We start from the raw sequence: 20925 nt of genomic DNA on the forward strand, positions 1-20925 counted from the left end.
GGGTAGGGGTCCCCGCTCTCTTCACTCCCCGAGATGATCCGACCCCGACCGAGCAAGAGCTCACCGAAGACGCGACGTGCGCTCCAGCAGCTCTTCCACTTCGGACACTCCCAGCGGCACCTGAGGCCCGCCGATCGGGTTCATGAGGTCGCGGGAGGTTTCGTCGACGAGGGCGGAGAGCATCCCGACGGCGTCGTCGACGATCTCGGTCGACTTCGTCTCGGTGCCGTGCAGCAGCCACTTGGCGATTTCGAGTTCGGAGAGCAGCGCGGCCCGCTGGCGCAACTGCCGGTCGACGCTGCCGCGCACTCGGGAGTAGGCGGCGAACGCGGAGTCGGCGACGTCGAGGGAGGCGCCGGCGAGCCACTGCAGGTCGGCGGCGGGGTCGCCGACGCGGAGGTTGTGCCAGCCGAGCATCCCCGTGACGTCGTCGTTGGCGGAGAGGAACGAGTCCGAGCCGAGGGCGCCGTTGATGACGGTGGGGGTGAACTGCCAGAGGGTGGATTCTTCGCTCGCGCGTTCCCAGCGGGCGAGCAGCCCGGCGGGCACGAGGCCGGTGGCGGCGGCGCGGTCCATCACGGCGACGACGGCGCGCAGGGCTTCGACGGCGGAGTGCGAGGGGAGGCCCGCGTCGATGACGACGTTGGGCGGCAGCGCGTGGATGGCGGCAATGGACGATCCGATGGATGCCGCCAGCTCGATGCTCATCGACCCGAGGGGCACTTTGGAGCCGTAGACGAATTCGGAGACGACGGCACGGGTGCCGTCGACCGGTACCTGTCCGGCGAACGTGGAGACGGTGAACGGCAGTCGCGCGCGCACGCCCGCGCTGAGCGCGCGCAGGGCGACGAGGTCGGCGGATTGCTCCTGTTCGGCACGCTCGCTGCGCGGCACCCGCACTACCCAGTGGCGGCCATCGCGCCCGGTGAGGAGGGCGGCGTCGAAGTCACCGCCGGGGGCGCCGAAACTCTGGGCGCCGACGATGTCTAGGTCAGCCACAGCGCACGTCGCGAGCGCCGCTAGAGTGAGAGGGGATCTGGCCATGTGCACAGGGTAGGTCGGCCCAGGAGGAGTCCGGATGTCCGACACTCCCGGCCCTGCTGATTCACCGGCTGGCAGCAGCTTCTCGTCGCGGCTGCCGCTGGCTCGGGCGGCTCTGGATCGCGATCACCTGGGCCGCGCGGGCGGGATCGACGCCCTCCTCGACGACGCCCGTACTCGCGCGATCGTGTTGCACGAGGGCCGCGCTCTCCTCGCGACGCCGACGTCGCTGGCGATCCTGCCGCCGTCGATCGTGCCGCAGGCGGCACTCGCCGTGTATCTCGGGCGGACGACGAACCCTGCCCCCGACCTCGCCGAAGGAACGCCGATCGTGGCGCTCGCTGTCGACTCCACCGACGGGTTCGAGCAGCTCGACGACATCCCGTCCGGTCCGTCGCAGTGGGGGGACCTGCGTCGCATCGGTGCTCACCTCGACGAGCGTGACGCGGGCCTGTTCACGCAGGCGCTCGCCATCCTGAACTGGCACACCGTATCGCGGTTCTCGCCCCTCGCCGGCGTCGAGACGGTCCCCGCGCAGGCCGGGTGGGTGCGGCAGGACGAGAGCGGCAAGGAGTACTTTCCCCGCACCGACGCTGCCGTGATCGTCGCGGTGCTCGACGCCGACGACCGGCTGCTGCTCGGGTCGAACGCGATGTGGGAGACGAACCGCTTCTCGCTGCTCGCCGGGTTCGTCGAACCGGGCGAGTCGCTCGAAGCAGCCGTCATCCGCGAGGTGTTCGAGGAGTCGGGAGTGCGGGTCGAGAATCCGCACTACCTCGGCAGCCAGCCGTGGCCCTTTCCGGCATCCCTGATGGTCGGGTTCGAGGCTCGCGTCGTCGCCGGTGCCGACAGTGTCGGCCGCCCGGACGGCGACGAGATCGTGGCCCTGCGCTGGTTCACCCGCCACGAGCTTGCCGAGGCCGCCGCGGCGGGTGACGTGCTGCTGCCCGGCAAGACCTCCATCGCCCGCGCGATCGTCGAGCACTGGTTCGGTGGCGAGTTGACCGACGGACCACGAGAACGAAAGTGACCAGCGACCTTCTCGACGGGCTCGACGCTGAGCAACGCCACGCGGCCGAGACGCTGCTCGGGCCGGTGTGCATCCTCGCCGGAGCCGGCACCGGCAAGACCCGAGCGATCACCCACCGCATCGCGCACGGCATCCAAGAGGGTGTCTACTCACCGGGCACGCTGCTCGCCCTGACGTTCACCGCGAAGGCGGCGGGCGAGTTGCGGCACCGCCTGCGGGTGCTCGGCGCGCCGGGGGCGGTCGTGCGCACGTTCCACGCCGAGGCCCTCGCCCAGCTCGGGCACTTCTGGCCCGACCTGGTCGGCGGGTCGGCACCGCGGCTGCTCGACAACAAGGCGCGGGCGATCGTCGAGGCGGCGGAGCGCGCGAAGATCCGGCTCGGCTCGGGCGCGGTTCGGGATGTCGCGGGCGAGATCGAGTGGCGCAAGACCTCCGAGTTGAGCATCGACGCCTACCCTGCGGCGGCGCGGAGCCGGCCGCTGCCGAGGGGGCTGGATGCCGACGCGATCGCCGAGATCCAGCGGCAGTACGAAGAGCTCAAGGATGAGCGTCGACGCATCGACTTCGAGGATGTGCTGCTCGTCGCCTGCGGGATGCTCGACTCCGAACCCGCAGCTCGCGAGCGGGTGCGCACCCAATACCGGCATTTCGTCGTCGACGAGTTTCAGGATGTCTCGCCCCTGCAGCACCGCCTGTTGAAGTTGTGGCTCGGCCCGCGCACCGACCTGTGCGTCGTCGGCGACGCCAACCAGACGATCTACACGTTCGCGGGGGCGTCGAGCGCCTACCTGCTCGGGTTCGAACGCGACCACCCGGGTGCCGAGGTGGTGCGGCTGGAACGCAACTACCGGTCGGCCCCGCAGGTGCTCGATGTGGCGAACCGGCTGATGCGCGGTCGCCCCGGTGCTCTCGAACTGCGGGCGGCGACCGCGGTGAAAGGGGTCGTCGCCGAGCCGGTCGGCTACGAGGATGACGCGGCCGAAGCCGCCGGTGTCGCCGAGGCGATCGTCACCGAGCTGGCCGCCGGAACCGCGCCGGAACAGGTCGTCGTGCTGCATCGCGTCAATGACCAGGCGCCCGCGTTCGAGCAGGCGCTCGCCGCGCGCGGCGTCGTCACCCGGTCGCTCGCGGGTACCCCGTTCTTCGAGATCCCCGCGGTGCGCAAACTCACGTCGGCGCTCGCGGTGCAGGCGCAGCGGTTCCCCGACGACCCGGTACGCGGCTTCATCGCCGACACCGCGCGGGCGGCGGGCTGGACGGTCGACCGCTCCCACTCGAAGCTCGCGCCGCAGGATTGGGCGGGGCTCGACGCGATCGTGCGCTTCGCCGAAGCCACTCCCGAGGATGTGACCCTCGCGCGCTTCGCCGCCGAACTCGACGATCGCGAGCAGGCGAAGGGCGAGTTGCCGATGCGGGCCGTCGTGCTCGGCACCCTGCACTCCGCGAAGGGGCTGGAGTGGGAGTCGGTCTACCTCGTCGGCCTCGCCGAGGGGCTGCTGCCGGTGTCGCACGCGCGCAGCGCGGCCGCGATCGACGAGGAACGGCGGCTGCTCTACGTGGGGCTCACCCGAGCGCGCCGACGGCTGACACTGTCGTGGGCTCGTCGCGGCCAGCGCGATCGGGAACGGCAGCCCAGTCGGTTCCTTCAGGAGCTGCGCACCGGCAGTCGGGATGCCGCCCCCACTGCCGCCCGCTGACCACACCGCCGCTCAGCCGCCACGACATCCCGATCTCGCCTGACCCCGAGAGACGATCCAGCACCCGCCGCGCCACGAACGCCGCCGCCTCCAACACCGCGAGTGCATCCACCTCGCGCGGTTCACGCCCCAGCAACTGGCTCGCGATCGCCACCCACGCGGCATCCTCGTCGACCCGAGCCAGGTTGACGCAGTGCAGGCACGGCCCGACCCCGGGCTCGACGAGCGGCCCCACCGTCACCGCCCGCTCCGAAACGACGACCGGAAGGTGCGGCACGTCCCGGTTCAGCCACCGCAGGTGATCCGCGGGGGCCACCACCCAGTCGGCGACGAGCACGACGACAACGGCATCGTCGGGCGACCCCAACACCCCGGATGCCGAAAGCAGCCCCGCGACCGATCGCGCGAGAGCAGAGTCCCCCAACACCGCGGCGACCCGCGATGGCGATTCGGTCTCGCGGGCGAGTACCGGCGCCAAGACGTCAAGGAGAGCTTCGGATCGATCGGGGGCGACCTCCAGAGACTCGGCCAGCATCGCGAACCCCGACTCGGACACCCCCGCGGCGAGCGCCGCGATCAGCCGATCCTCGCCTTCCGACACCTCGTCGAGGACGACCGCAGGCTCGTCCGACCCGAACTGCGCGCTCGACGGGGTGCGCCACAACAGCGGCCACCCGGGATCGAGACGCAACACCACCCCGCCAGGATGCCAACCCCGAGCCGCTCGCCGTCGCCGTGATCCACAGGACGGGTGTCTTTCGGCGACCACCGAGGGGGTCAGTCCTCGCGGGGCCGGTCGCCGGAGTCGTCGGCGAGCAGGTCTTCCAGGGCGCGGTCGACGTCATCGGGTTCGGGGGCCCCGCCGGAGAGTCGGGCGACGAGGGCTGTCGGGTCGTCGATGTCGGCGTCGCCGGGCACGACGTCGGGATGCGACCAGAGGTCGTCGCGCACCTCCGCGCCGACGGCGTCGTGCACGGCCTGCCACATCGCGGCGGCTTCGCGCAGGCGCCGGGGTCGCAGTTCGAGGCCGACGAGGGTAGAGAACGCCGACTCGGCCGGGCCGCCGGCAGCCCGTCGCCGCCGAACCGTCTCGGCGATGCCGACCGCGTGCGGCAACCGCGTGGTGGCCGCGGCGGTGACGACATCCACCCACCCCTCGATGAGGGCGAGCATCGTCTCGAGCCGGGCGAGGGCAGCGAGCTGGTCGTCGCTCTTCGGCGGGATGAGGGCCCCAGAGGTGACGGCGGCCCGCAACTCTTCGGGGTTCTGCGGGTCGAAGTCGGCGGCGAGTTCTTCGAGCCGCGACGTGTCGATGTGGATGCCGCGGGCGAAGTCGGTGATCTGGGTGAGCAGGTGCAGGCGCAGCCACTTGGCGTGCCGGAAGAGCCGGGCGTGGGCGAGTTCGCGCACCGCGAGGTAGAGGCGGATCTCGTCGATCGGGATGTCGAGGCCGGCCCCGAAGGCGTCGACGTTCTGCGGCACGAGGGCGGCTTGGCGGGTCTCGCCGTCGAGCAGCGGGATGCCGACATCCCCGCCCGAGACCGCTTCCGAGGCGAGCTGCCCGACGACTTGGCCGAGTTGCATGGCGAACAGGGTGCCGCCGATGTTGCGCATCAGTTTGCCGGCGCCGCCGATCATTCCCTCGAACTCGCCGGCGGCGTGTTCTTCGAGCACGTCGGTGAGGGCGTCGGCGATCGAGTTGGCGACCGGTTCGGCGAGTTGGGTCCAGACGGGCATGGTGGCGTCGGCCCAGCCGGCGCGGGTGAGCAGTACCGGTTCGGTGGTGAGGCTGCTGATGTCGGTGGCTTCGTCGAGCCAGAGCGCGGCGACGTGCAGGGCCTGCTCGAGGGAGGTTCGTTCGGCAGGCGTGGACGGCACGGCGGAGCGCCCGGCGAGGGCACGGGCTTGCTCGGTGGCAAGGCCCCAGTTGATCCCGTCGCCGCTGTTCTGCAGCGCGTGCTGCAGCTGCCCGATGAGGCGTTGCACCATCTCGGGGTCGTCGGGCAACCCGGCGGCGCTCGCCAGCTTCGCGGGGTCGAGGTCGGTGTTGCCGGCGAGGAACTCGCGCAGCATCTCTCGGAACTCTTCGCTGCCGTCGTCGCCCTCGCCTTCGTCGGGCGTGTTCTCGGCCATGACGACTACGCTAGCCCGAGCATCTCGGCTTGGCCCGGCTCTCATCTGCGCCGCAAGCGAACACGGAGGATGGCCGGTGTCCCTGTCTGATCTGCTCGCTGCCGAGCGTCCCCCTCGCGAGCGACCGCACGCCGAGCGGGCTCCGTGGACCACCTATCTCGGCTTCGGTCTGCTCATCGCCGCCGTCGTCGGCACGGTGTTGTTCGCGACGGCGCCGTCGCCGTACGTCGTCGAGCGCCCCGGCCCGGTCTTCGACACTCTCGGCGAGGTGGGCGGCGCCGACGGCGATCCGGTGCCGTTGATCGAGATCCCCGACGAGACCACCTATCCGACATCGGGTCGACTCGACCTGCTCACCGTCTACGTCGACGGATCGCGCGAGAACCCGCTTACCTGGCTCGAGGTGGCGCAGGCGTGGTTCGATCCGAGCCGCACGGTGATGCCGATCGAACTCGTCTATCCGGAGGGGCAGACCGAGCAGGAGTCGAACGACGAGAGCGCCGCGGCGATGGAGACGTCGCAAGAGGATGCCGTCGCCGCCGCGCTGACCGAACTCGACATCGCGTACGGCAGCGTGCTGACCGTGGCCGGGGTGATCGACGACACCCCGGCTGACGGGGTGCTGCAGACCGACGATGAGATCCTCACCGCGGAGGGCCGGCCTGTGGTGAACGTCGACGAGCTACGGGCCGAACTGGCTGCCGCCGGTGTCGGGGTCGACGTCGAGCTCGGCATCCGTCGCGATGGGGCGGAACGCACCGTCACGCTGGCTCCCATCGCCTCGGAGGAGGACGGGTCGCCGGTGATCGGGGTCTATGTGTCGTCGGTGTACGACTTTCCGATCGACGTGCTCATCCAGTTGGAGAACGTCGGCGGGCCGAGCGCCGGCATGATGTTCGCCCTCGGCATCTACGACAAGATGACGCCCGGCGAGCTGACCGGCGGCGAGCACATCGCCGGCACGGGAACGATCGGCGGCGGCGGCGAGGTCGGCGCGATCGGCGGGATCGTGCAGAAGATGTACGGCGCCCGGGATGCCGGGGCGACCTGGTTCCTCGCGCCGGAGTCGAACTGCGCCGACGTCGTGGGGCAAATCCCGGCGGGTATCGAGGTGTTCTCGGTCGCAGACCTCGATGACGCGATCGACGCCGTCGAGGCGATCGCCGCCGACGACGTGGCCGACCTCGCACGCTGCGGCTGAGTTCGCCGAGGGCGGAGCTGCTTCGGCCGGTTCGCGCCGGGTTCGCCACGTAAGCTTTGAGTGATCCGAAGGAGCCGACGTTGTCGACGACCCGCCCCGCCGCCCCGCCCGCCCGTAGCCGCACTCGTGCCGCCATCGCCATCGCAGCCGCCATCGTCGCGGCGCTGGTGATCGCGTTCTTCGTGTTCTCCGGCTTCTACAGCGACGTGCTCTGGTTCGACCAACTCGGGTTCCTGGGGGTGCTGACCACCCGGTGGGCGTCGTTCGCGGTGATGTTCGGCATCGGCTTCGTCGCCATGGCGTTCTTCGTGTGGTTGAGCATCGCCCTCGCCTTCCGGGCGCGCCCGGTGTACGCGAAGCTCAACTCGCAGCTCGACCGCTACCAGCAGGTCATCGAGCCGCTGCGCAAGGTCGCGATGATCGGCATCCCGCTGGTGCTCGGCCTCTTCATGGGCGTCTCGACGGCGACCCGCTGGGAGACGGTGCAGCAGTTCCTGAACCGCACGCCGTTCGGAGAAGTCGATGCCCAGTTCGGCCTCGACATCGCGTTCTACGTGTTCGAGCTTCCGCTCTACCGCGGCGTGATCGCCTACGCGTCGGCTGTCGTGCTCATCGCCGGTCTCGCCGCGCTCGCCACCTCGTACATCTACGGCGGCATCCAGGTGACGGGCCGCGAGGTGCGCGTCACCCGCCGCGCCCGCGTGCAGCTGGCCATCACGGCCGCGATCTACATCGTGTTGCAGGGCGTGAGCATCTGGCTCGACCAGTACGCGACGCTGACCGACGAGAAGTCGATCCTCACCGGTGTCTCCTATGCCGACGACAACGCCACGATTCCCGGTCGCGCCATCATCGCGGGCATCGCGGTGCTCGTCGCTGTGTTCTTCCTGGTGACCGCCATCATCGGTCGGTGGCGGCTGCCGATCATCGGCACGGCGCTTCTCATCGTCTCCGGGCTCGTACTCGGCTCGATCTACCCGGCCATCGTCGACCGGCTACAGGTGCAGCCGAGCCAGGGCTCGCTTGAGGCGCCCTATATCGAAGAGAACATCGCGGCGACGCGGGCGGCTTACGGCATCGACGACGTCGAGGTGCAGTCGTATTCGGCGCAGACGGATGCGGAGCCGGGTGCTCTGCGCGACGACGCCGAAACCACCGCCAACATCCGCATCCTCGACCCCGCCCAGGTGTCGCCCACGTTCGCCCAACTCGAGCGGGTACGCCAGTACTACCGGTTCGCCGGCCACCTCGATGTCGACCGCTACGTGATCGACGACGTGACGCAAGACACCGTCATCGCGGTGCGCGAACTCAACCAGCGCGATACCGACTCGTGGTACACCAACACGCTCGTCTACACCCACGGCTACGGGGTGGTTGCTGCGTACGGCAACCAGCGGGATGCCGGCGGTGAGCCGCAGTTCCTCGAATCGGGCATCCCGTCGAGCGGAGAGCTGGGCGAATACGAGCCGCGCGTCTACTTCGGCGAGTACTCGCCGACGTACTCGATCGTCGGTGCCCCCGACGGCCAGACGCCCGACATCGAGATCGACTACCCGTCCGGCTCAGAAGACAGCGAGAGCAACGCGACGACGACGTTCACCGGCGAGGGTGGCCCCGAGCTGGACGGCATCTTCACCCGGCTGGTCTACGCCCTCAAGTTCCAGGCCGAAGAGATCCTGCTCTCGAGCCAGGTCAACGACGGGTCGCAGATCCTCTACGACCGTGACCCGTTGACGCGGGTCAAGAAGGTCGCCCCGTATCTGACGGTCGACAGCGACGCCTACCCGGCGGTCGTCGACGGTCGCATCGTCTGGATCGTCGACGGCTACACGACGACGGCGAGCTACCCGTATTCGACTCTGCAGTCGCTGTCGGATGCGATCGTCGACACCAACACGCTGCCCGAACCCTTCGCGATCGACGACATCAATTACATCCGCAACTCGGTGAAGGCCACCGTCGACGCCTACGACGGCACGGTGACGCTGTATGCGTGGGATGAGCAAGATCCCATCCTCAAGACGTGGGAGGCGATCTACCCGGGAACGATCACGCCGAAGAGCGAGATGAGCGACGAGCTGCTCGCCCACGTGCGTTACCCGGCCGACCTGTTCAAGGTTCAGCGCTCGATGCTCGCGACCTATCACGTCACCGACCCGGTCGAGTTCTACAACGGAACCGACGCCTGGGCGACCCCCGACGAGCCCACCCAGGCGACCGAGGTGGCGCAGCCGCCGTACTACCTCACGATGCAGGTTCCGGGTACCGACGCCCCAGCGTTCACCCTGTATTCCACCTACATCCCGCGCACGACGGGCGACAGCCAGAACATCCTCACCGGATATCTGGCGGTCAACTCCGACGCAGGGGAGGACTACGGCAAGCTCACGCTGCTGACTCTGCCGAAGGACGACACCGTGTCGGCCCCGGGCCAGGTGCAGGCACAGTTCAACTCCGACGATGTCGTCGCCGAGACGCTCAACATCCTGGAGCGCGGCGGCTCGACCGAGGTCATCCGCGGCAACCTGCTGACCCTGCCGGTCGGCGGCGGGCTGCTCTATGTGCAGCCGGTCTACGTGCAAGCGACGGGTGGCACCAGCTACCCGCTGCTGCGCAAGGTGCTGGTCGCGTTCGGTGACCAGATCGCGTTCGAAGACACCCTGGATGCCGCGCTCGACGAGCTGTTCGGCGGCGACTCCGGAGCGGATGCCGGCGACACCGACGTGCCCACGGATCCGACGGCTCCGACCGATCCGACGGAACCGACGGAACCGACGGAGCCCGACGGCAACCTGACCGAACTGCAGCAGGCGCTCGCGGACTACCAGACCGCTCTCGCCGCACGCGAAGCCGCGTACGCCGACAACGACCTCGTTGCTGCGGCGCAGGCCGACCAGGACATGCAGGACGCCATCGAACGAGCCATCGCCGCAGTCGACGCAGCGCAGTAACCCTCATTCGGTGGTTGAGTAGCGCGCCGCGAAGCGGCGCGCGTGTCGAAACCACACCCGCCACGCGTGCTAAGCTCGATCCTTGTGACGCGGGGTGGAGCAGTTCGGTAGCTCGCTGGGCTCATAACCCAGAGGTCGCAGGTTCAAATCCTGTCCCCGCAACAAAACGAAGGCCCTCGTCGAAAGACGGGGGCCTTCGGCATTGGGATCCGGCTCATAAGCTCCCCGCGCGCACGCGGTACTCGCGCGGAAGCATCCCGAACTCGCGATGGAACGCGCGAGTGAACGTCGTCGCGTCGGCGAACCCGCATCGGGCGGCGACCTGCGTCACGGTGCCGACGTCAGATCCCGCCAGCATCCCCGCTGCACGGTGCAACCGGAGCCGACGCAGGTGCTCGCCCGGCGTCTCGTCGAACGGCTCGAAGAGTTCGTACAGCAGTCGCCGCGAGATGTAGTGCGCCTCGGCGATGTGGGCGACATCCAGCTCGGTGTCGTGCAGGTTGCCGCGCATGAACGAGCGCACCGTCGCCAGCATCCCGCGCCGGGTAGACGGCAGCACCCGCGCACCGGTCACCGACGCTCTAATCATCGTTCCGGCGAGGTCGCGCATGGTCTCGCCGATGACTGCGTCGCCCCGCCCCCGCGACTCGGTGAGTGTCGCGAACAACACGTCGGCGGCATCCGGAGCCGCGACCAGCAGCCGGGCGCACGATGCCTCGACTAGGTCGACCGGGATGCCGAGTGCGCGTTTCGACACCTGCACGAGCAGCTGCCGCTGCCCGGGTGCCGAGTAGTCGAGCTGGTAGGCGCGATCGGTCGCGTAGGTCGTGACGGATCCCGCGGTGACCCGGGCCTCGTGACCGTCCTGCCGCACGATGCCGGGTGCGCCGAGCTGGAAGGTGAGATGGATGTCGTCGCTGTTCGCGTGGGCGGCTTGGCGGGCCGTGCGGTCGACCGCGAGGCCGTCGGTGGTGACGTGAGAGACCATGAGCGTCTCGTCGAAGCGCTCGAACTCGATGCGCCCGTGGAAGTCGGGCTCGATCGCGACGCAGTTCAGCGGAACGAAGGCGTCGCTCGTGACGTGCTCCCACTGGTCGGCGCTCAGGGCCTCCACGACCTGCATGCGAACACGATAGCCCCGGCTGTGCACAAAACGCCGAGTGCCGGTGAAGGCCCCCGGCGTACCGTCGAAGAGTCCCGTCGAGACGAAGGAGTCAGACCATGACCATGACCGACAACACCGCGACCGCGGTCAGCACCCCCCTCTACATCGGCGGCGAGGCCCGCTCGACCGCCGAGACCCTCGCGATCGCCGACCCCGGCAAGCCCGGTGTGATCGTCGGCCACGCGGCATCCGCATCCACGCAGGATGTCGCCGACGCGGTCGCCGCCGCGAAGGCCGCCTACCCCGCCTGGTCGGCCCTCACCCCGCAGCAGCGAGCCGCGCAGATGGCCGCCGCGATCGAGGGGGTCGCCGCGTTCCGCGACGAGGATGCCGCCATCCTGTCGCAAGAGAACGGCAAGGTGCGCTTCGAGGCGTGGGTGGATGCCCTCGTCTTCGAGATCCGCTGGGGTCTCGCCCTGTCGCTCGCCGACGAGGTCGAGACGAGCAAGGTGCTCGAGCCGATCCCGGGCGCGATCCCGACCCGCACGACGGTCGCCTACCAGGCGCTCGGCGTCGTCACGGTGATCGTGCCGTTCAACTGGCCCATCGCGATCCTCGGCGCATCGGTGCCGCACGCCCTGCTCGCCGGCAACGCGGTGATCGTGAAGCCCCCGCTGACGGCGCCCCTGGCGACCGCGCGGTTCATCCAGCGCATCGCCGAGAAGCTGCCCCCGGGCGTGCTGAACGTCGTCACCGGCGTCGACGCGAACATGGCGGGCCTCATCCAGAACGACGACGTCGCGAAGGTGTGCTTCACCGGAAGCGTCGGCGGCGGCAAGCGCATGATGGAGATGGCGTCGAAGTCGCTCACCCGCGTCACCCTCGAGCTCGGCGGAAACGACGCGGCGGTGATCCTCGAGGACGCGATCATCGACGACACCCACCTCGACCGGCTGTTCGCGGCGATCTACGACACCACGGGTCAGATCTGCATGAACGCGAAGCGCGTCTACGTGCACCGCACACGACTCGACGAGGTCGTGAACGGTCTGGCCGCGCGGCTCGAGAAGGCGAAGCTCGGCTACGGCCTCGACGAGGGCACCACGATGGGGCCGCTGCACTCGCCCGTGCAGAAGGCGTTCGTCGACGAGCTCATCGAAGAGGCGAAGGCCTCGGGAGCCGACGTGCGTGAGTTCGGCGAGCTGCCGGGCGGCGACCTCAAGGGCGGAAACTTCGTGCGCCCGGCGATCGTCGTCGACCCCGACCCGAACCTGCGCGTCGTGACGTTCGAGCAATTCGGCCCCGTCATCCCGGTGCTGCCGTTCGACACCGAAGAGCAGGCCGTGACGATGGCGAACGACACCTGGGGCGGCCTGTGCGGCTCGGTGTGGACGGCATCCGCCGACACCGCGAACCGCGTCGGGTCGCAGCTGGTGTGCGGCTACGTCTGGGTCAACGACCACGGCGCGGCCCGGCTCGACCTGCGGGCGCCGTTCGGCGGCATGAAGCAGTCGGGCTTCGGGCGTGAGCAGGGCATCGAGGGGGTGCGGGCCTTCCAGGACTCGCACTCGATCTCACACCTCGACCCCGAGGTTCTCGCCTCGATGCACCACTAGCGAGGGCGATAGATGTCGGCGCGGTGGTCGACGTGGATCACGACGACCACCAGCCGGTCATCGACGATCTCGTAGATGATCCGGTACGGTCCGCGGCGGGTGCTCCACAGGCCCGCGAGGTCGCGTTGCAGTGGCTTGCCGACCCGCCGCGGGTTGCGGGCGAGGTCGCCGTAGAGGAACTCGATGATCGCCGGCACGATCCGCGGCGGCACGCGCCGCAGATCACGCCGGGCGGTACCAGCGAGTTCGACCTCGTACGAGTCTTGGGGGCCCGCCACTCACGACGCCGACCGTCGCGGCACCCCGAACTCCGACCGGATCTCTTCTTCACCCACGGTGGAGCCTTCGGCGAGTTCGCGTCGCGCCTCCGCGATGTCTTCGAGAATCCCGGGTCGCGAGAGCCAGAACAGAGTCTCTTGCAGCGACTCCCACTCGTCGGCGCCCACGAGCACGGCCGCAGGTGTGCCGTTCTTCGTGATCGTCACCTGCTCGTGAGTGAGTGACACCGAGTCGACGAACTCGTTGAGCCGGTCCTTGACCTTGGAAATCGGCAGGGTCTGCATGCGATCCATTGTAGGCCTGAATTACGGCCTATTGCGGGTTGGAGTTCTGGTCGACCGCGGGCGCCGCCGCCAGTTCCTCCGCCATCTTCTGCTCGAACCGCTTCTGGCGGCGACGCAACCACAGCCCGACGCCGATCAGCACGGCCATGACCGCGTACGCGGTCGCGGCGAACGGATGCGTCACCAGCGTCGTCAGGTCGCCCTGGCTCAACTGCAGCGCCAGTCGCATCCGCTGCTCTGCCATCGGCCCGAGGATCATGCCGATCACGAGCGGCGCGATGGGGTAGCCGTAGCGCCGCATGAAGTAGCCGATGAGGCCGATCACGATGAGGATCAGAATGTCGAGCACCGCGAAGTTGAGCGCGTACGCGCCGAACGCGGCGAACGTCAGGATGCCGGCGTAGAGGTAGGGCCGCGGGATCTGCAGCAGCTTCACCCAGATGCCGACGAGTGGCAGGTTGAGCACGAGCAGCAGCACGTTGCCGATGTAGAGGCTCGCGATGAGCGCCCACACCAGCGCGGGCTGGTTGGTGAACAGCTGCGGGCCGGGCTGGATGCCGTACGACTGGAACGCCGACAGGATGATCGCCGCGGTCGCGGTCGTGGGCAGGCCGAGGGTGAGCAGCGGCACGAGCACACCGGCGGCGGCGGCGTTGTTCGCCGACTCCGGGCCGGCGACGCCTTCGATCGCGCCGCGGCCGAACTCGTGCTTGTGCTTGCTGAGCTTCTTCTCCGTCGCGTACGACAGGAAGGTGGCGACATCCGCCCCGCCCGCGGGGATCGTTCCGATCGGGAAGCCGATCGCGGTGCCGCGCAGCCACGGCTTCCACGAGCGGCGGAAGTCGTTTTTCGTCATCCACGAACGCCAGCCCTTGCTGAGCGGAATGAGGTCGATCTTGCCGCGACGCAACATCGAGGCCACGTAGATGGTCTCGCCGACGGCGAAGAGGCCGACCGCCACCAGTACGACATCGACGCCGTCGGCAAGTTGAGGAATCCCGAGGGTGTAGCGCTGTTGCCCCGACAGCCGGTCGGTGCCCATCAGGCCGATGAACAGCCCGACGCCGAGCGACACCATGCCGCGCCACACCGAGTTGCCCAGCAGCGCGCCGACGGTGATGAAGGCGATCACGATGAGGGCGACGTAGTCGGCGGGACCGAGTTGCACGGCCAGAGCTGCGAGGGTCGGGGCGAGCAGCGTGAGCCCGAGGGTCGCGATCGTGCCGGCGACGAAGGAGCCGATGGCGGCGGTCGCCAGTGCCGCGGCACCGCGTCCGAGTTTCGCCATCTTGTGGCCCTCGATCGCCGTCACGATCGTCGCCGACTCGCCGGGCGTATTCAGCAGGATGCTGGTCGTCGACCCGCCGTACATCGCGCCGTAGTAGATACCCGCGAAGGTGATGATCGCCGCCGACGGATCGAGTGTCATCGTGAGCGGCAACAGCAGCGCGACCGTCATCGCCGGGCCGATGCCCGGCAGCACGCCGACGGCGGTTCCGATGAGCACGCCGAGGAAGGCGAAGATGAGGTACTCGGGGCGCAACGCCGTCGCGAAACCCTCGAGCAGCAGGTTGAAGTTGTCCATGATCCTGGCCTAGAAGAGGGGGCCGAGCCACGCGAGCGCGGGGCCGAGGGGAAGGGAGAGGCCAAGCATCAGGCCGAAGACGATCTGCACCGTGAGGCCCATGCCGAGCCCGACGAGCAGAGCCACCCACCAGCGCTTCGCGCCGAGCGACCAGGCCGCCCCGCCGAACAGGAGGGCTGCGGCGAACGCCCAGCCGATGAACTCGATGAGCAGCAGGTGCGCGACGAGCAAGCCGACGAGTTTCGCGATCGTCAGCCAGTCCGGCTTGTGCGTGAGGTCGGCATCCTCCGACTCGTCAGGGGTGCCGAGGCGTCCGCGGAACACGCCGATGAGCACGGCGACACCGGCGATCATCAGGATGATGGCGACCAGAGTCGGGAAGACCGTGGGTCCGACGCGATTCGACTCCGGAACCCGGATGCCGAAGCTGCCGACGAGGGCGAAGATGCCGAGGCCGATGGTGAGCGCGGCGAAGATGATTTCGCCCAGGGGCGCCCGTAGCCCGGGCGCCCGAAGGCCGGGCGCCCGAAGGCCGGGCGTCTGCGGACGCCCAGCCTCCGGGGTGGTGACCTGGTCGGACATCAGATGAGGCCGATGTCCTTCAGCGTCTGGACCACGGCGGTGATGTCGCCCTCGAGGAAGGTGTCGAACTCGTCGCCCGCGAGGAACGCGTCGGCCCAGCCCTTCTCTTCGAGCACCGAGGCCCAGGCGCCGGTGGCGTGCATTTCGGTGACGAGATCGATCAGCGCGGCGCGGTCGGCCTCACTGATTCCGGGAGGGGCGATGACCCCGCGCCAGTTCGTGAGGGCCACGTCGTAGCCTTCGTCGATGATCGTCGGCACGTCGGGCAGCAGGTCGACGGGAGCCTCCGACGAGACGGCGAGGGCCCGCATCGTGCCGGCCTCGATGTGCTCGACGAACTCGCCGACACCGGAGACACCGGCCGAGACGTTGTTGCCCAGCAGCAGGGTCACCGCTTCGCCACCGCCCGAGTTCGGGATGTAGTTCAGCTTCTCGGTGATCTCCGCCGGGCTGAGACCGGCTTCGCCGAGCAGCAGACCGACGAGGATGTGGTCGGCGCCACCCGCGGAACCACCGGTGATGGTGACATCCTGACCGTTCTCGACGATGTCATCCACGAGGTCTTCGAGCGTCTCGTACGGCGACGCGGCGGGCACGACGACGACGAGGGCTTCCTCGGTAAGGCGCGCGATCGGGGTGTTGTCTTCGATGCGGTTGGCAGAGGCGTTGGTCTCGACCGCCCCGACCATCACGAGGCCCATCATCATCAGGGTGTACGGGTCGGTCTCGGTGGCCAGGCTGGCGAGGCCGACGGTTCCGCCGGCGCCGGGGATGTTGGTGACGCCCGCCGAGTCGACGAGGCCTTCTCCGGTGAGGGTGTCGGCGAGGGCGCGACCGGTCTGGTCCCACCCACCGCCCGGGTCGGCCGGAACGATGACGTTCAGGTCGGTGATCGTGACCGTCTCGTCGGGCTCAGACGGGGCTGGCGTCGAGCAGCCGGCCAGGGCGAGAGCCCCGACGACAGCGACGGCAGCGAGTGCACGGATACGCATTTTTCTCCTCATTGAGCTGGTGTGCCGGATGCGTCGTCGCAACCGGTGGTGCTGAGCACGCACGCTAAACCGCCCCTCGAGGGGATCGCTATTTTCGTAACTATTGGAATCGGCACACCCTCGTCGTGCGGGCGTGAAGTCCGCGAGAATGGCGGAATGCGGTCGATGACGCTGCGGGTTCAGCTTCTGCTGTTGCAGGTGCTGATCGTGCTGGTGGTCACCGTCGGCACCGGCTTCTTCGCCGGCGCCCTGCAGGAGCGCGCGATCCGCGACGCCTATCAAGACCGCATGCAGGCCGTCGCCCTCTCGGTGGCGCGGCTGCCGGCCATTCTCGAAGCGCTCGACGACGAAGAGCCGGCCGAGATCATCCAGCCGATCGCCGAGGTGATTCGCGAGGCCTCCAACGTCACCTACGTCGTCGTCACGGATGCCGAGGGCATTCGCTACTCGCACCCGAACCCGGAACGCATCGGCGAGATGGTGTCGACCGACCCGTCGGTTCCGCTTTCGGGTGAGATCTATGTGGGAACCCAGACCGGCACGCTCGGGGCGTCGTGGCGGGTCAAGGTGCCGATCTTCATCGATGACGAGATCGTCGGCACCGTCTCGGTCGGCATTCTCGAGTCCGAGCTCACGGCCGAATTCGTCTCCAACCTGTACTGGCTGCTCATCGCGATGGGTGGCTCGGCCGTGGTCGGATCACTCGGCGCGGCCCTGGTAACCGCGATCATCCGCCGGCGCATCTATCGACTCGAACCGAAAGAGATCCGCTCACTGGTCGAGAACCGCGAGACGACCCTTCATCGGCTGACGGAGGGAGTCGTGACGGTCGATGAGCGGGGCACGATCGAACTGGTGAACGACGCCGCCGCCGACCTGCTCGGAACTCCAGCCGCCGACCTTGTCGGCCGTTCCGCCGCGGAGGCGCTCGGCGGCGCGCTCGCCGAAGTGCTGGAGCAGGGTGAGCAGGAAGGGCGTCTGGTGCTCGCCGGCGAACGCGTGCTCATCGCCCGCAGCACCGGAACCGACGACTCCGGTGAAGCGGTCGCCGCCACCCTGCTGTTGCGCGACCACACCGAGCTGCACGAGATGCTGCGGCGGGTCGACGGTGCTCAGTCGCTCACCGACGGCTTGCGGGCGCAGGCGCATGAGTTCGCCAACGCCATGCACGTGGTCACCGGTCTACTCGAAATCGGGCGCAGCGACGAGGCGCGGGCGTTCATCGCCCGGCGCACCCCGGGCGGCTCGATCGGACTGCGCGACGACGCGACGCTGCTGGGCGACCCGGAGCTGACCGCGCTGCTCTCGGTGAAGGCCGCCCAGGCGCGCGAACTCGGCATCGACCTCGACGTGTCGCAGTCGGGCGACCTCGGCACCGCGATCGACCCCGATTTGGCGGCCGACCTGGTGACCATCCTCGGGAACCTCGTCGACAACGCGATCGAAGCGTGCGGAGTCGGAGACCGCATCGATGTCGCCGTCGACCTGACCGCCTCCGAGCTGGGGGTGACCGTCGACGACTCCGGCGCCGGGGTGCCGGAGCACCTGCGCGGCTGGATCTTCACCGAAGGGATGAGCACGAAGGGCCCCGACGGCGAGCCGCAGCCCCGACGCGGAATCGGCCTCGCACTGGTGCGCCGCGTCGTGGAGCGTCGTAGCGGCACGATCGACGTCGACGAAGCACCGCTCGGCGGAGCGCGGTTCCGGCTCGTCATCCCGCGCGCGACCCGACGCAGCCCTCGTAAGAGACCCGCGAAGGCGGTCGGGTGAACGAGCCGCTGCGCGTTCTGATCGTCGACGACGATGAAGTCGTCGCCCAGCTGCACGAGGCGTTCCTCGCCTCGCTCGAAGGGTTCGTCGTCTGCGGGATCGCGAGCACGGGGCCGGAAGCCGTCTCGGCCATCCGCACGACCGCCCCCGACATCGTGCTGCTCGACATGCACCTGCCGGGATTCTCGGGCCTCGAGGTGCTGCGCGTCGCGAGGGCCGATCCGGGAAGGCGCTTCGAGGTCGTCGCGGTGACCGCGGCCCGCGATGTCGACACGGTGCGGGAAGCCCGACGCGCCGGTGTGCGGCACTATCTCGCGAAGCCGTTCTCCTCCGACGACCTTCGCCGCCGGCTCGCCGACCTGCGCGACGATTTCGCGGCAGCGCGTACCTCGACGTTGGCGCAGTCGCAGATTGACGAGGTGATGGCATCCCGCACCTGGACCGGAACCCTGCCGAAGGGGCTCAGTGTCGAGACTCTCGAAGCGATCCGTGCGGCGCTGGAGGAGCTGCCGGGAGCGTCCGCGGCAGAGATCGGCGACCATGCCGGCCTGTCGCGCGTGAGTGCGCGCCGGTACCTCGAACACCTCGTCAACGGGGGCGCGGCGAACCGGTCGCTCGACTACGCCTCGGCCGGACGCCCGACGACGCGCTACCGGCCCACCGCCTGACGTTCGGCATACATGAGCAGGACTCACCCTGCCCGTTTGCGGGATGTCAACCCGCTGTCGGGTGGGAGCCGTTGACTTTAGCGTTCAGACGTGGCCCGACTGCGGGCTGCGGAAGGAAGGCAGCACATGAGTATCGGAACGGGCGTCGTTCTCTTCGTCATCGGCGCGATTCTGGTTTTCGCCCTCAACTTCGAGACCGAGATCGTCAACCTCGACATGATCGGCTACATCCTGATGGGTGCGGGCTTCATCGTCTTCGTGATCGGGCTGGTGCTGCTTGCGCGGCGCCGCCAGGCCGTGACGACCTCACGGACCGGCACGGATTCCGTGACCGGCGAGCGCGTGTCGCAGCGCGTCACCGAGATGGATGACCCGGCAGACCGCGTCGTCTGACCTCGCATTCACGAAAACGCCAGCGGGGCCCGGAGCGATCCGGGCCCCGCTGCCGTGTGAGCGTCGGGTCAGTCGAAGAAGCCTTCGTCCCATCCCATGAGGATCTTGGTGATCTGACCGCCCTCGATCCCGAACGAGACGATCGTGCCGTCGGCTGCCCGCCCGGTGATGTCGTCGCCGGTGAACAGGTAGCCGTAGTAGGTGTTGGTGTGCCAGGGAGCCACCGTCGCTGCGGGCAAACTGAAGTTCCACGGGCCGGGCGCCCCCGTCACGTAGGAGAGTTCTGCGACGGCTTCGGCCCGGCTGATGTCCCAGCAGCACTCGGTCGACATGATGATGACGCGCACCGGGTCTGACAGGTACGGTTCGATGGCTGCCGTGTTTCCGCTGATGATCGCGTCGCGCACGTTCGCACGGTCGGCCGCGCTCAAACCCGGCTCCAGCTCCGGTTCGGGTTCCGGTTCGGGTTCCGGTTCGGACTCGGGGGATTCGTCGGGTGCCGCGGTTGCGGTGACCGTCGGGGTCGGGCTTGCCGACTCGCCGGCATCCGGGGCCGGGGGTGTGGGGCTCCCGCAGGCGGCGAGCAGCATCAGGAGGGCGACGACGGGGATGACACGCAACATGGGCACGGCTCCTTTTCGGTACGTCACTGGCACGACGGTGGAGAGGCCTCCCGAGGTTGACGCGTAGCCTAGGGGAATGGAGACGCCGTCTGGCCCCGTCGCCATCGCCGTCGCGCAATTCGCGCCCGGTGACGATGAGGCGAAGAATCTCGACACGATCCGTCGGCTCGCCGAAGATGCGGCATCCCGTGGTGCGCTCCTCGTCGTCTTCCCCGAGTACTCGTCGTACTTCACCCCCGACCTCGGCCCCGACTGGCCCGAACACGCGCAGTCGCTGCACGGCCCGTTCGTGCGGGCGCTCGCCGAGATCGCAGCAGAGCTCGGCATCCATCTCGTCGCCGGAATGATCGAACTCGTACCGGGCGAAACCGATCGTGTGGCCAACACCCTCGTCGCCGTCGACGCCGCGGGCGAAGTGGTGGCGCACTACCGCAAGATGCACCTCTACGACGCCTTCGGCATGCGCGAGAGCGACCGCATCGTCGCCGGCAACGTCTGGGCCGACGGCGCCGCGCCGACGTTCGCGTGGGGCGGCTTCACGGTGGGGCTGCAGACCTGTTACGACGTGCGGTTCCCCGAGGTCACGAGACGCCTGGTGGATGCCGGTGCCGACCTGGTACTGCTGCCGAGCGAGTGGGTGCGCGGGCCGCTCAAAGAGCACCACTGGCGCACCCTCGTCACCGCCCGCGCGATCGAGAACACCGTCTACGTCGCCGCCGCCGACCACGCCCCACCGATCGGCGCCGGCAACAGCATGGTCGTCGACCCGATGGGCGTCGAGCTGGTGACCGTCGGAGAGGCGACGGATGTCGGCGTCGCCTGGATCTCGCCCACGCGCGTCCTCGAGGTGCGTCACATCAACCCCGCGCTGAGACTGCGGCGGTTCACGGTCGCACCGCGGTAGTCCTCCCCAGGGGGTTGTCGGGGTGCTCGGTGTGGATATCTCGCCGCGTGCGGTTGGGGCGTAGGTAC

At 69.0% G+C, this 20925-nt stretch carries 18 protein-coding genes and 1 tRNA gene; 10 read left to right on the forward strand and 9 right to left on the reverse strand.

The window, feature by feature from the left end:
• Positions 1-60: 60 nt before the first annotated feature.
• Complete coding sequence (locus tag WBL06_RS09065; protein WP_424455669.1) at positions 61-1044, reverse strand: phosphotransferase; 984 nt, start codon at positions 1042-1044, stop codon at positions 61-63.
• A 34-nt stretch (positions 1045-1078) separates the two neighbouring features.
• On the opposite strand from WBL06_RS09065, the gene nudC reads away from it, so the two are divergent.
• Complete coding sequence (nudC, locus tag WBL06_RS09070) at positions 1079-2071, forward strand: NAD(+) diphosphatase (protein ID WP_424455670.1); 993 nt, start codon at positions 1079-1081, stop codon at positions 2069-2071.
• Complete coding sequence (locus tag WBL06_RS09075; RefSeq protein WP_424455671.1) at positions 2068-3768, forward strand: ATP-dependent helicase; 1701 nt, start codon at positions 2068-2070, stop codon at positions 3766-3768. Before nudC ends, WBL06_RS09075 begins: the two co-directional genes overlap by 4 nt.
• Before the next feature lie 777 nt (positions 3769-4545).
• Here the strand turns inward: WBL06_RS09075 and WBL06_RS09080 are convergent.
• Entirely contained in the window at positions 4546-5901 is a 1356-nt protein-coding gene (locus WBL06_RS09080) for a zinc-dependent metalloprotease (RefSeq protein WP_424455672.1), read from the reverse strand.
• A 76-nt stretch (positions 5902-5977) separates the two neighbouring features.
• Between WBL06_RS09080 and WBL06_RS09085 the strand changes: the two genes are divergently transcribed.
• From WBL06_RS09085 to WBL06_RS09095, 3 genes are all read left to right on the forward strand, one after another.
• The gene (locus WBL06_RS09085; protein WP_424455673.1) at positions 5978-7102 is read left to right on the forward strand and encodes a YlbL family protein; all 1125 of its coding nucleotides are present in this window, start codon (positions 5978-5980) and stop codon (positions 7100-7102) included.
• Positions 7103-7182: 80 nt separating this feature from the next.
• Complete coding sequence (locus tag WBL06_RS09090) at positions 7183-10056, forward strand: UPF0182 family protein (protein WP_424455674.1); 2874 nt, start codon at positions 7183-7185, stop codon at positions 10054-10056.
• Between the two features lie 88 nt (positions 10057-10144).
• Positions 10145-10218, forward strand: a tRNA-Met gene (locus WBL06_RS09095).
• 52 nt (positions 10219-10270) lie between these two features.
• Here the strand turns inward: WBL06_RS09095 and WBL06_RS09100 are convergent.
• Positions 10271-11179, reverse strand: coding sequence for an AraC family transcriptional regulator (locus tag WBL06_RS09100; RefSeq protein WP_424455675.1), 909 nt, complete (start codon positions 11177-11179; stop codon positions 10271-10273).
• Positions 11180-11277: 98 nt separating this feature from the next.
• On the opposite strand from WBL06_RS09100, the gene WBL06_RS09105 reads away from it, so the two are divergent.
• Positions 11278-12777 carry an aldehyde dehydrogenase family protein gene (locus WBL06_RS09105; RefSeq protein WP_424455676.1) on the forward strand — a complete coding sequence of 500 codons (1500 nt, stop codon included), beginning with the start codon at positions 11278-11280 and terminating at the stop codon, positions 12775-12777.
• On the opposite strand, the gene WBL06_RS09110 is transcribed toward WBL06_RS09105, so the two are convergent.
• Genes WBL06_RS09110 through WBL06_RS09130 form a run of 5 tightly spaced genes read right to left on the reverse strand, consistent with a single transcriptional unit; the run spans position 12774 to position 16499 of the window.
• Positions 12774-13055, reverse strand: coding sequence for a type II toxin-antitoxin system RelE family toxin (locus tag WBL06_RS09110; protein ID WP_424455677.1), 282 nt, complete (start codon positions 13053-13055; stop codon positions 12774-12776). The two genes, WBL06_RS09105 and WBL06_RS09110, sit on opposite strands and share 4 nt — an antisense overlap.
• Positions 13056-13340: a type II toxin-antitoxin system Phd/YefM family antitoxin gene (locus WBL06_RS09115; protein WP_424455678.1), complete on the reverse strand. Its 285-nt coding sequence runs from the start codon at positions 13338-13340 to the stop codon at positions 13056-13058.
• 28 nt (positions 13341-13368) lie between these two features.
• A complete protein-coding gene (locus tag WBL06_RS09120) occupies positions 13369-14925 on the reverse strand; it encodes a tripartite tricarboxylate transporter permease (protein WP_424455679.1) in 1557 nt (518 codons plus the stop codon).
• Between the two features lie 9 nt (positions 14926-14934).
• On the reverse strand, positions 14935-15507 hold the full coding sequence (locus WBL06_RS09125; protein ID WP_424455680.1) for a tripartite tricarboxylate transporter TctB family protein: 573 nt from the start codon (positions 15505-15507) through the stop codon (positions 14935-14937).
• Positions 15507-16499: a Bug family tripartite tricarboxylate transporter substrate binding protein gene (locus WBL06_RS09130; protein ID WP_424455681.1), complete on the reverse strand. Its 993-nt coding sequence runs from the start codon at positions 16497-16499 to the stop codon at positions 15507-15509. The genes WBL06_RS09125 and WBL06_RS09130 overlap by 1 nt, the downstream gene beginning before the upstream one ends.
• Before the next feature lie 156 nt (positions 16500-16655).
• On the opposite strand from WBL06_RS09130, the gene WBL06_RS09135 reads away from it, so the two are divergent.
• The 3 genes from WBL06_RS09135 (at position 16656) to WBL06_RS09145 (ending at position 19330) form a co-directional block, all read left to right on the forward strand.
• The gene (locus tag WBL06_RS09135; RefSeq protein WP_424455682.1) at positions 16656-18269 is read left to right on the forward strand and encodes an ATP-binding protein; all 1614 of its coding nucleotides are present in this window, start codon (positions 16656-16658) and stop codon (positions 18267-18269) included.
• Positions 18266-18937: a response regulator gene (locus WBL06_RS09140; protein ID WP_424455683.1), complete on the forward strand. Its 672-nt coding sequence runs from the start codon at positions 18266-18268 to the stop codon at positions 18935-18937. Before WBL06_RS09135 ends, WBL06_RS09140 begins: the two co-directional genes overlap by 4 nt.
• Before the next feature lie 126 nt (positions 18938-19063).
• On the forward strand, positions 19064-19330 hold the full coding sequence (locus WBL06_RS09145) for a DUF6458 family protein (protein ID WP_424455684.1): 267 nt from the start codon (positions 19064-19066) through the stop codon (positions 19328-19330).
• Between the two features lie 68 nt (positions 19331-19398).
• Here the strand turns inward: WBL06_RS09145 and WBL06_RS09150 are convergent, their stop codons facing one another.
• On the reverse strand, positions 19399-19953 hold the full coding sequence (locus tag WBL06_RS09150) for a hypothetical protein (protein ID WP_424455685.1): 555 nt from the start codon (positions 19951-19953) through the stop codon (positions 19399-19401).
• A 76-nt stretch (positions 19954-20029) separates the two neighbouring features.
• Here WBL06_RS09150 and WBL06_RS09155 point away from each other — a divergent pair, with 76 nt between their 5' ends.
• Entirely contained in the window at positions 20030-20857 is an 828-nt protein-coding gene (locus WBL06_RS09155) for a carbon-nitrogen hydrolase family protein (protein WP_424455686.1), read from the forward strand.
• The last annotated feature ends 68 nt before the right edge of the window (positions 20858-20925 follow it).

Source organism: Pseudolysinimonas sp., assembly GCF_049651805.1.
In the GTDB taxonomy this organism is placed as follows: domain Bacteria; phylum Actinomycetota; class Actinomycetes; order Actinomycetales; family Microbacteriaceae; genus Pseudolysinimonas_A.

What these genes read in the sequence shown, in the direction of transcription:
- WBL06_RS09100 (WP_424455675.1), bottom strand. Translation starts at nt 11,179, where the DNA reads ATGCAGGTCGTGGAGGCCCTGAGCGCCGACCAGTGGGAGCACGTCACG.
- WBL06_RS09155 (WP_424455686.1), top strand. Translation starts at nt 20,030, where the DNA reads ATGGAGACGCCGTCTGGCCCCGTCGCCATCGCCGTCGCGCAATTCGCG.
- WBL06_RS09080 (WP_424455672.1), bottom strand. Translation starts at nt 5,901, where the DNA reads ATGGCCGAGAACACGCCCGACGAAGGCGAGGGCGACGACGGCAGCGAA.
- WBL06_RS09065 (WP_424455669.1), bottom strand. Translation starts at nt 1,044, where the DNA reads ATGGCCAGATCCCCTCTCACTCTAGCGGCGCTCGCGACGTGCGCTGTG.
- nudC (WP_424455670.1), top strand. Translation starts at nt 1,079, where the DNA reads ATGTCCGACACTCCCGGCCCTGCTGATTCACCGGCTGGCAGCAGCTTC.
- WBL06_RS09120 (WP_424455679.1), bottom strand. Translation starts at nt 14,925, where the DNA reads ATGGACAACTTCAACCTGCTGCTCGAGGGTTTCGCGACGGCGTTGCGC.
- WBL06_RS09150 (WP_424455685.1), bottom strand. Translation starts at nt 19,953, where the DNA reads ATGTTGCGTGTCATCCCCGTCGTCGCCCTCCTGATGCTGCTCGCCGCC.
- WBL06_RS09115 (WP_424455678.1), bottom strand. Translation starts at nt 13,340, where the DNA reads ATGCAGACCCTGCCGATTTCCAAGGTCAAGGACCGGCTCAACGAGTTC.
- WBL06_RS09125 (WP_424455680.1), bottom strand. Translation starts at nt 15,507, where the DNA reads ATGTCCGACCAGGTCACCACCCCGGAGGCTGGGCGTCCGCAGACGCCC.
- WBL06_RS09130 (WP_424455681.1), bottom strand. Translation starts at nt 16,499, where the DNA reads ATGCGTATCCGTGCACTCGCTGCCGTCGCTGTCGTCGGGGCTCTCGCC.
- WBL06_RS09135 (WP_424455682.1), top strand. Translation starts at nt 16,656, where the DNA reads ATGCGGTCGATGACGCTGCGGGTTCAGCTTCTGCTGTTGCAGGTGCTG.
- WBL06_RS09145 (WP_424455684.1), top strand. Translation starts at nt 19,064, where the DNA reads ATGAGTATCGGAACGGGCGTCGTTCTCTTCGTCATCGGCGCGATTCTG.
- WBL06_RS09105 (WP_424455676.1), top strand. Translation starts at nt 11,278, where the DNA reads ATGACCATGACCGACAACACCGCGACCGCGGTCAGCACCCCCCTCTAC.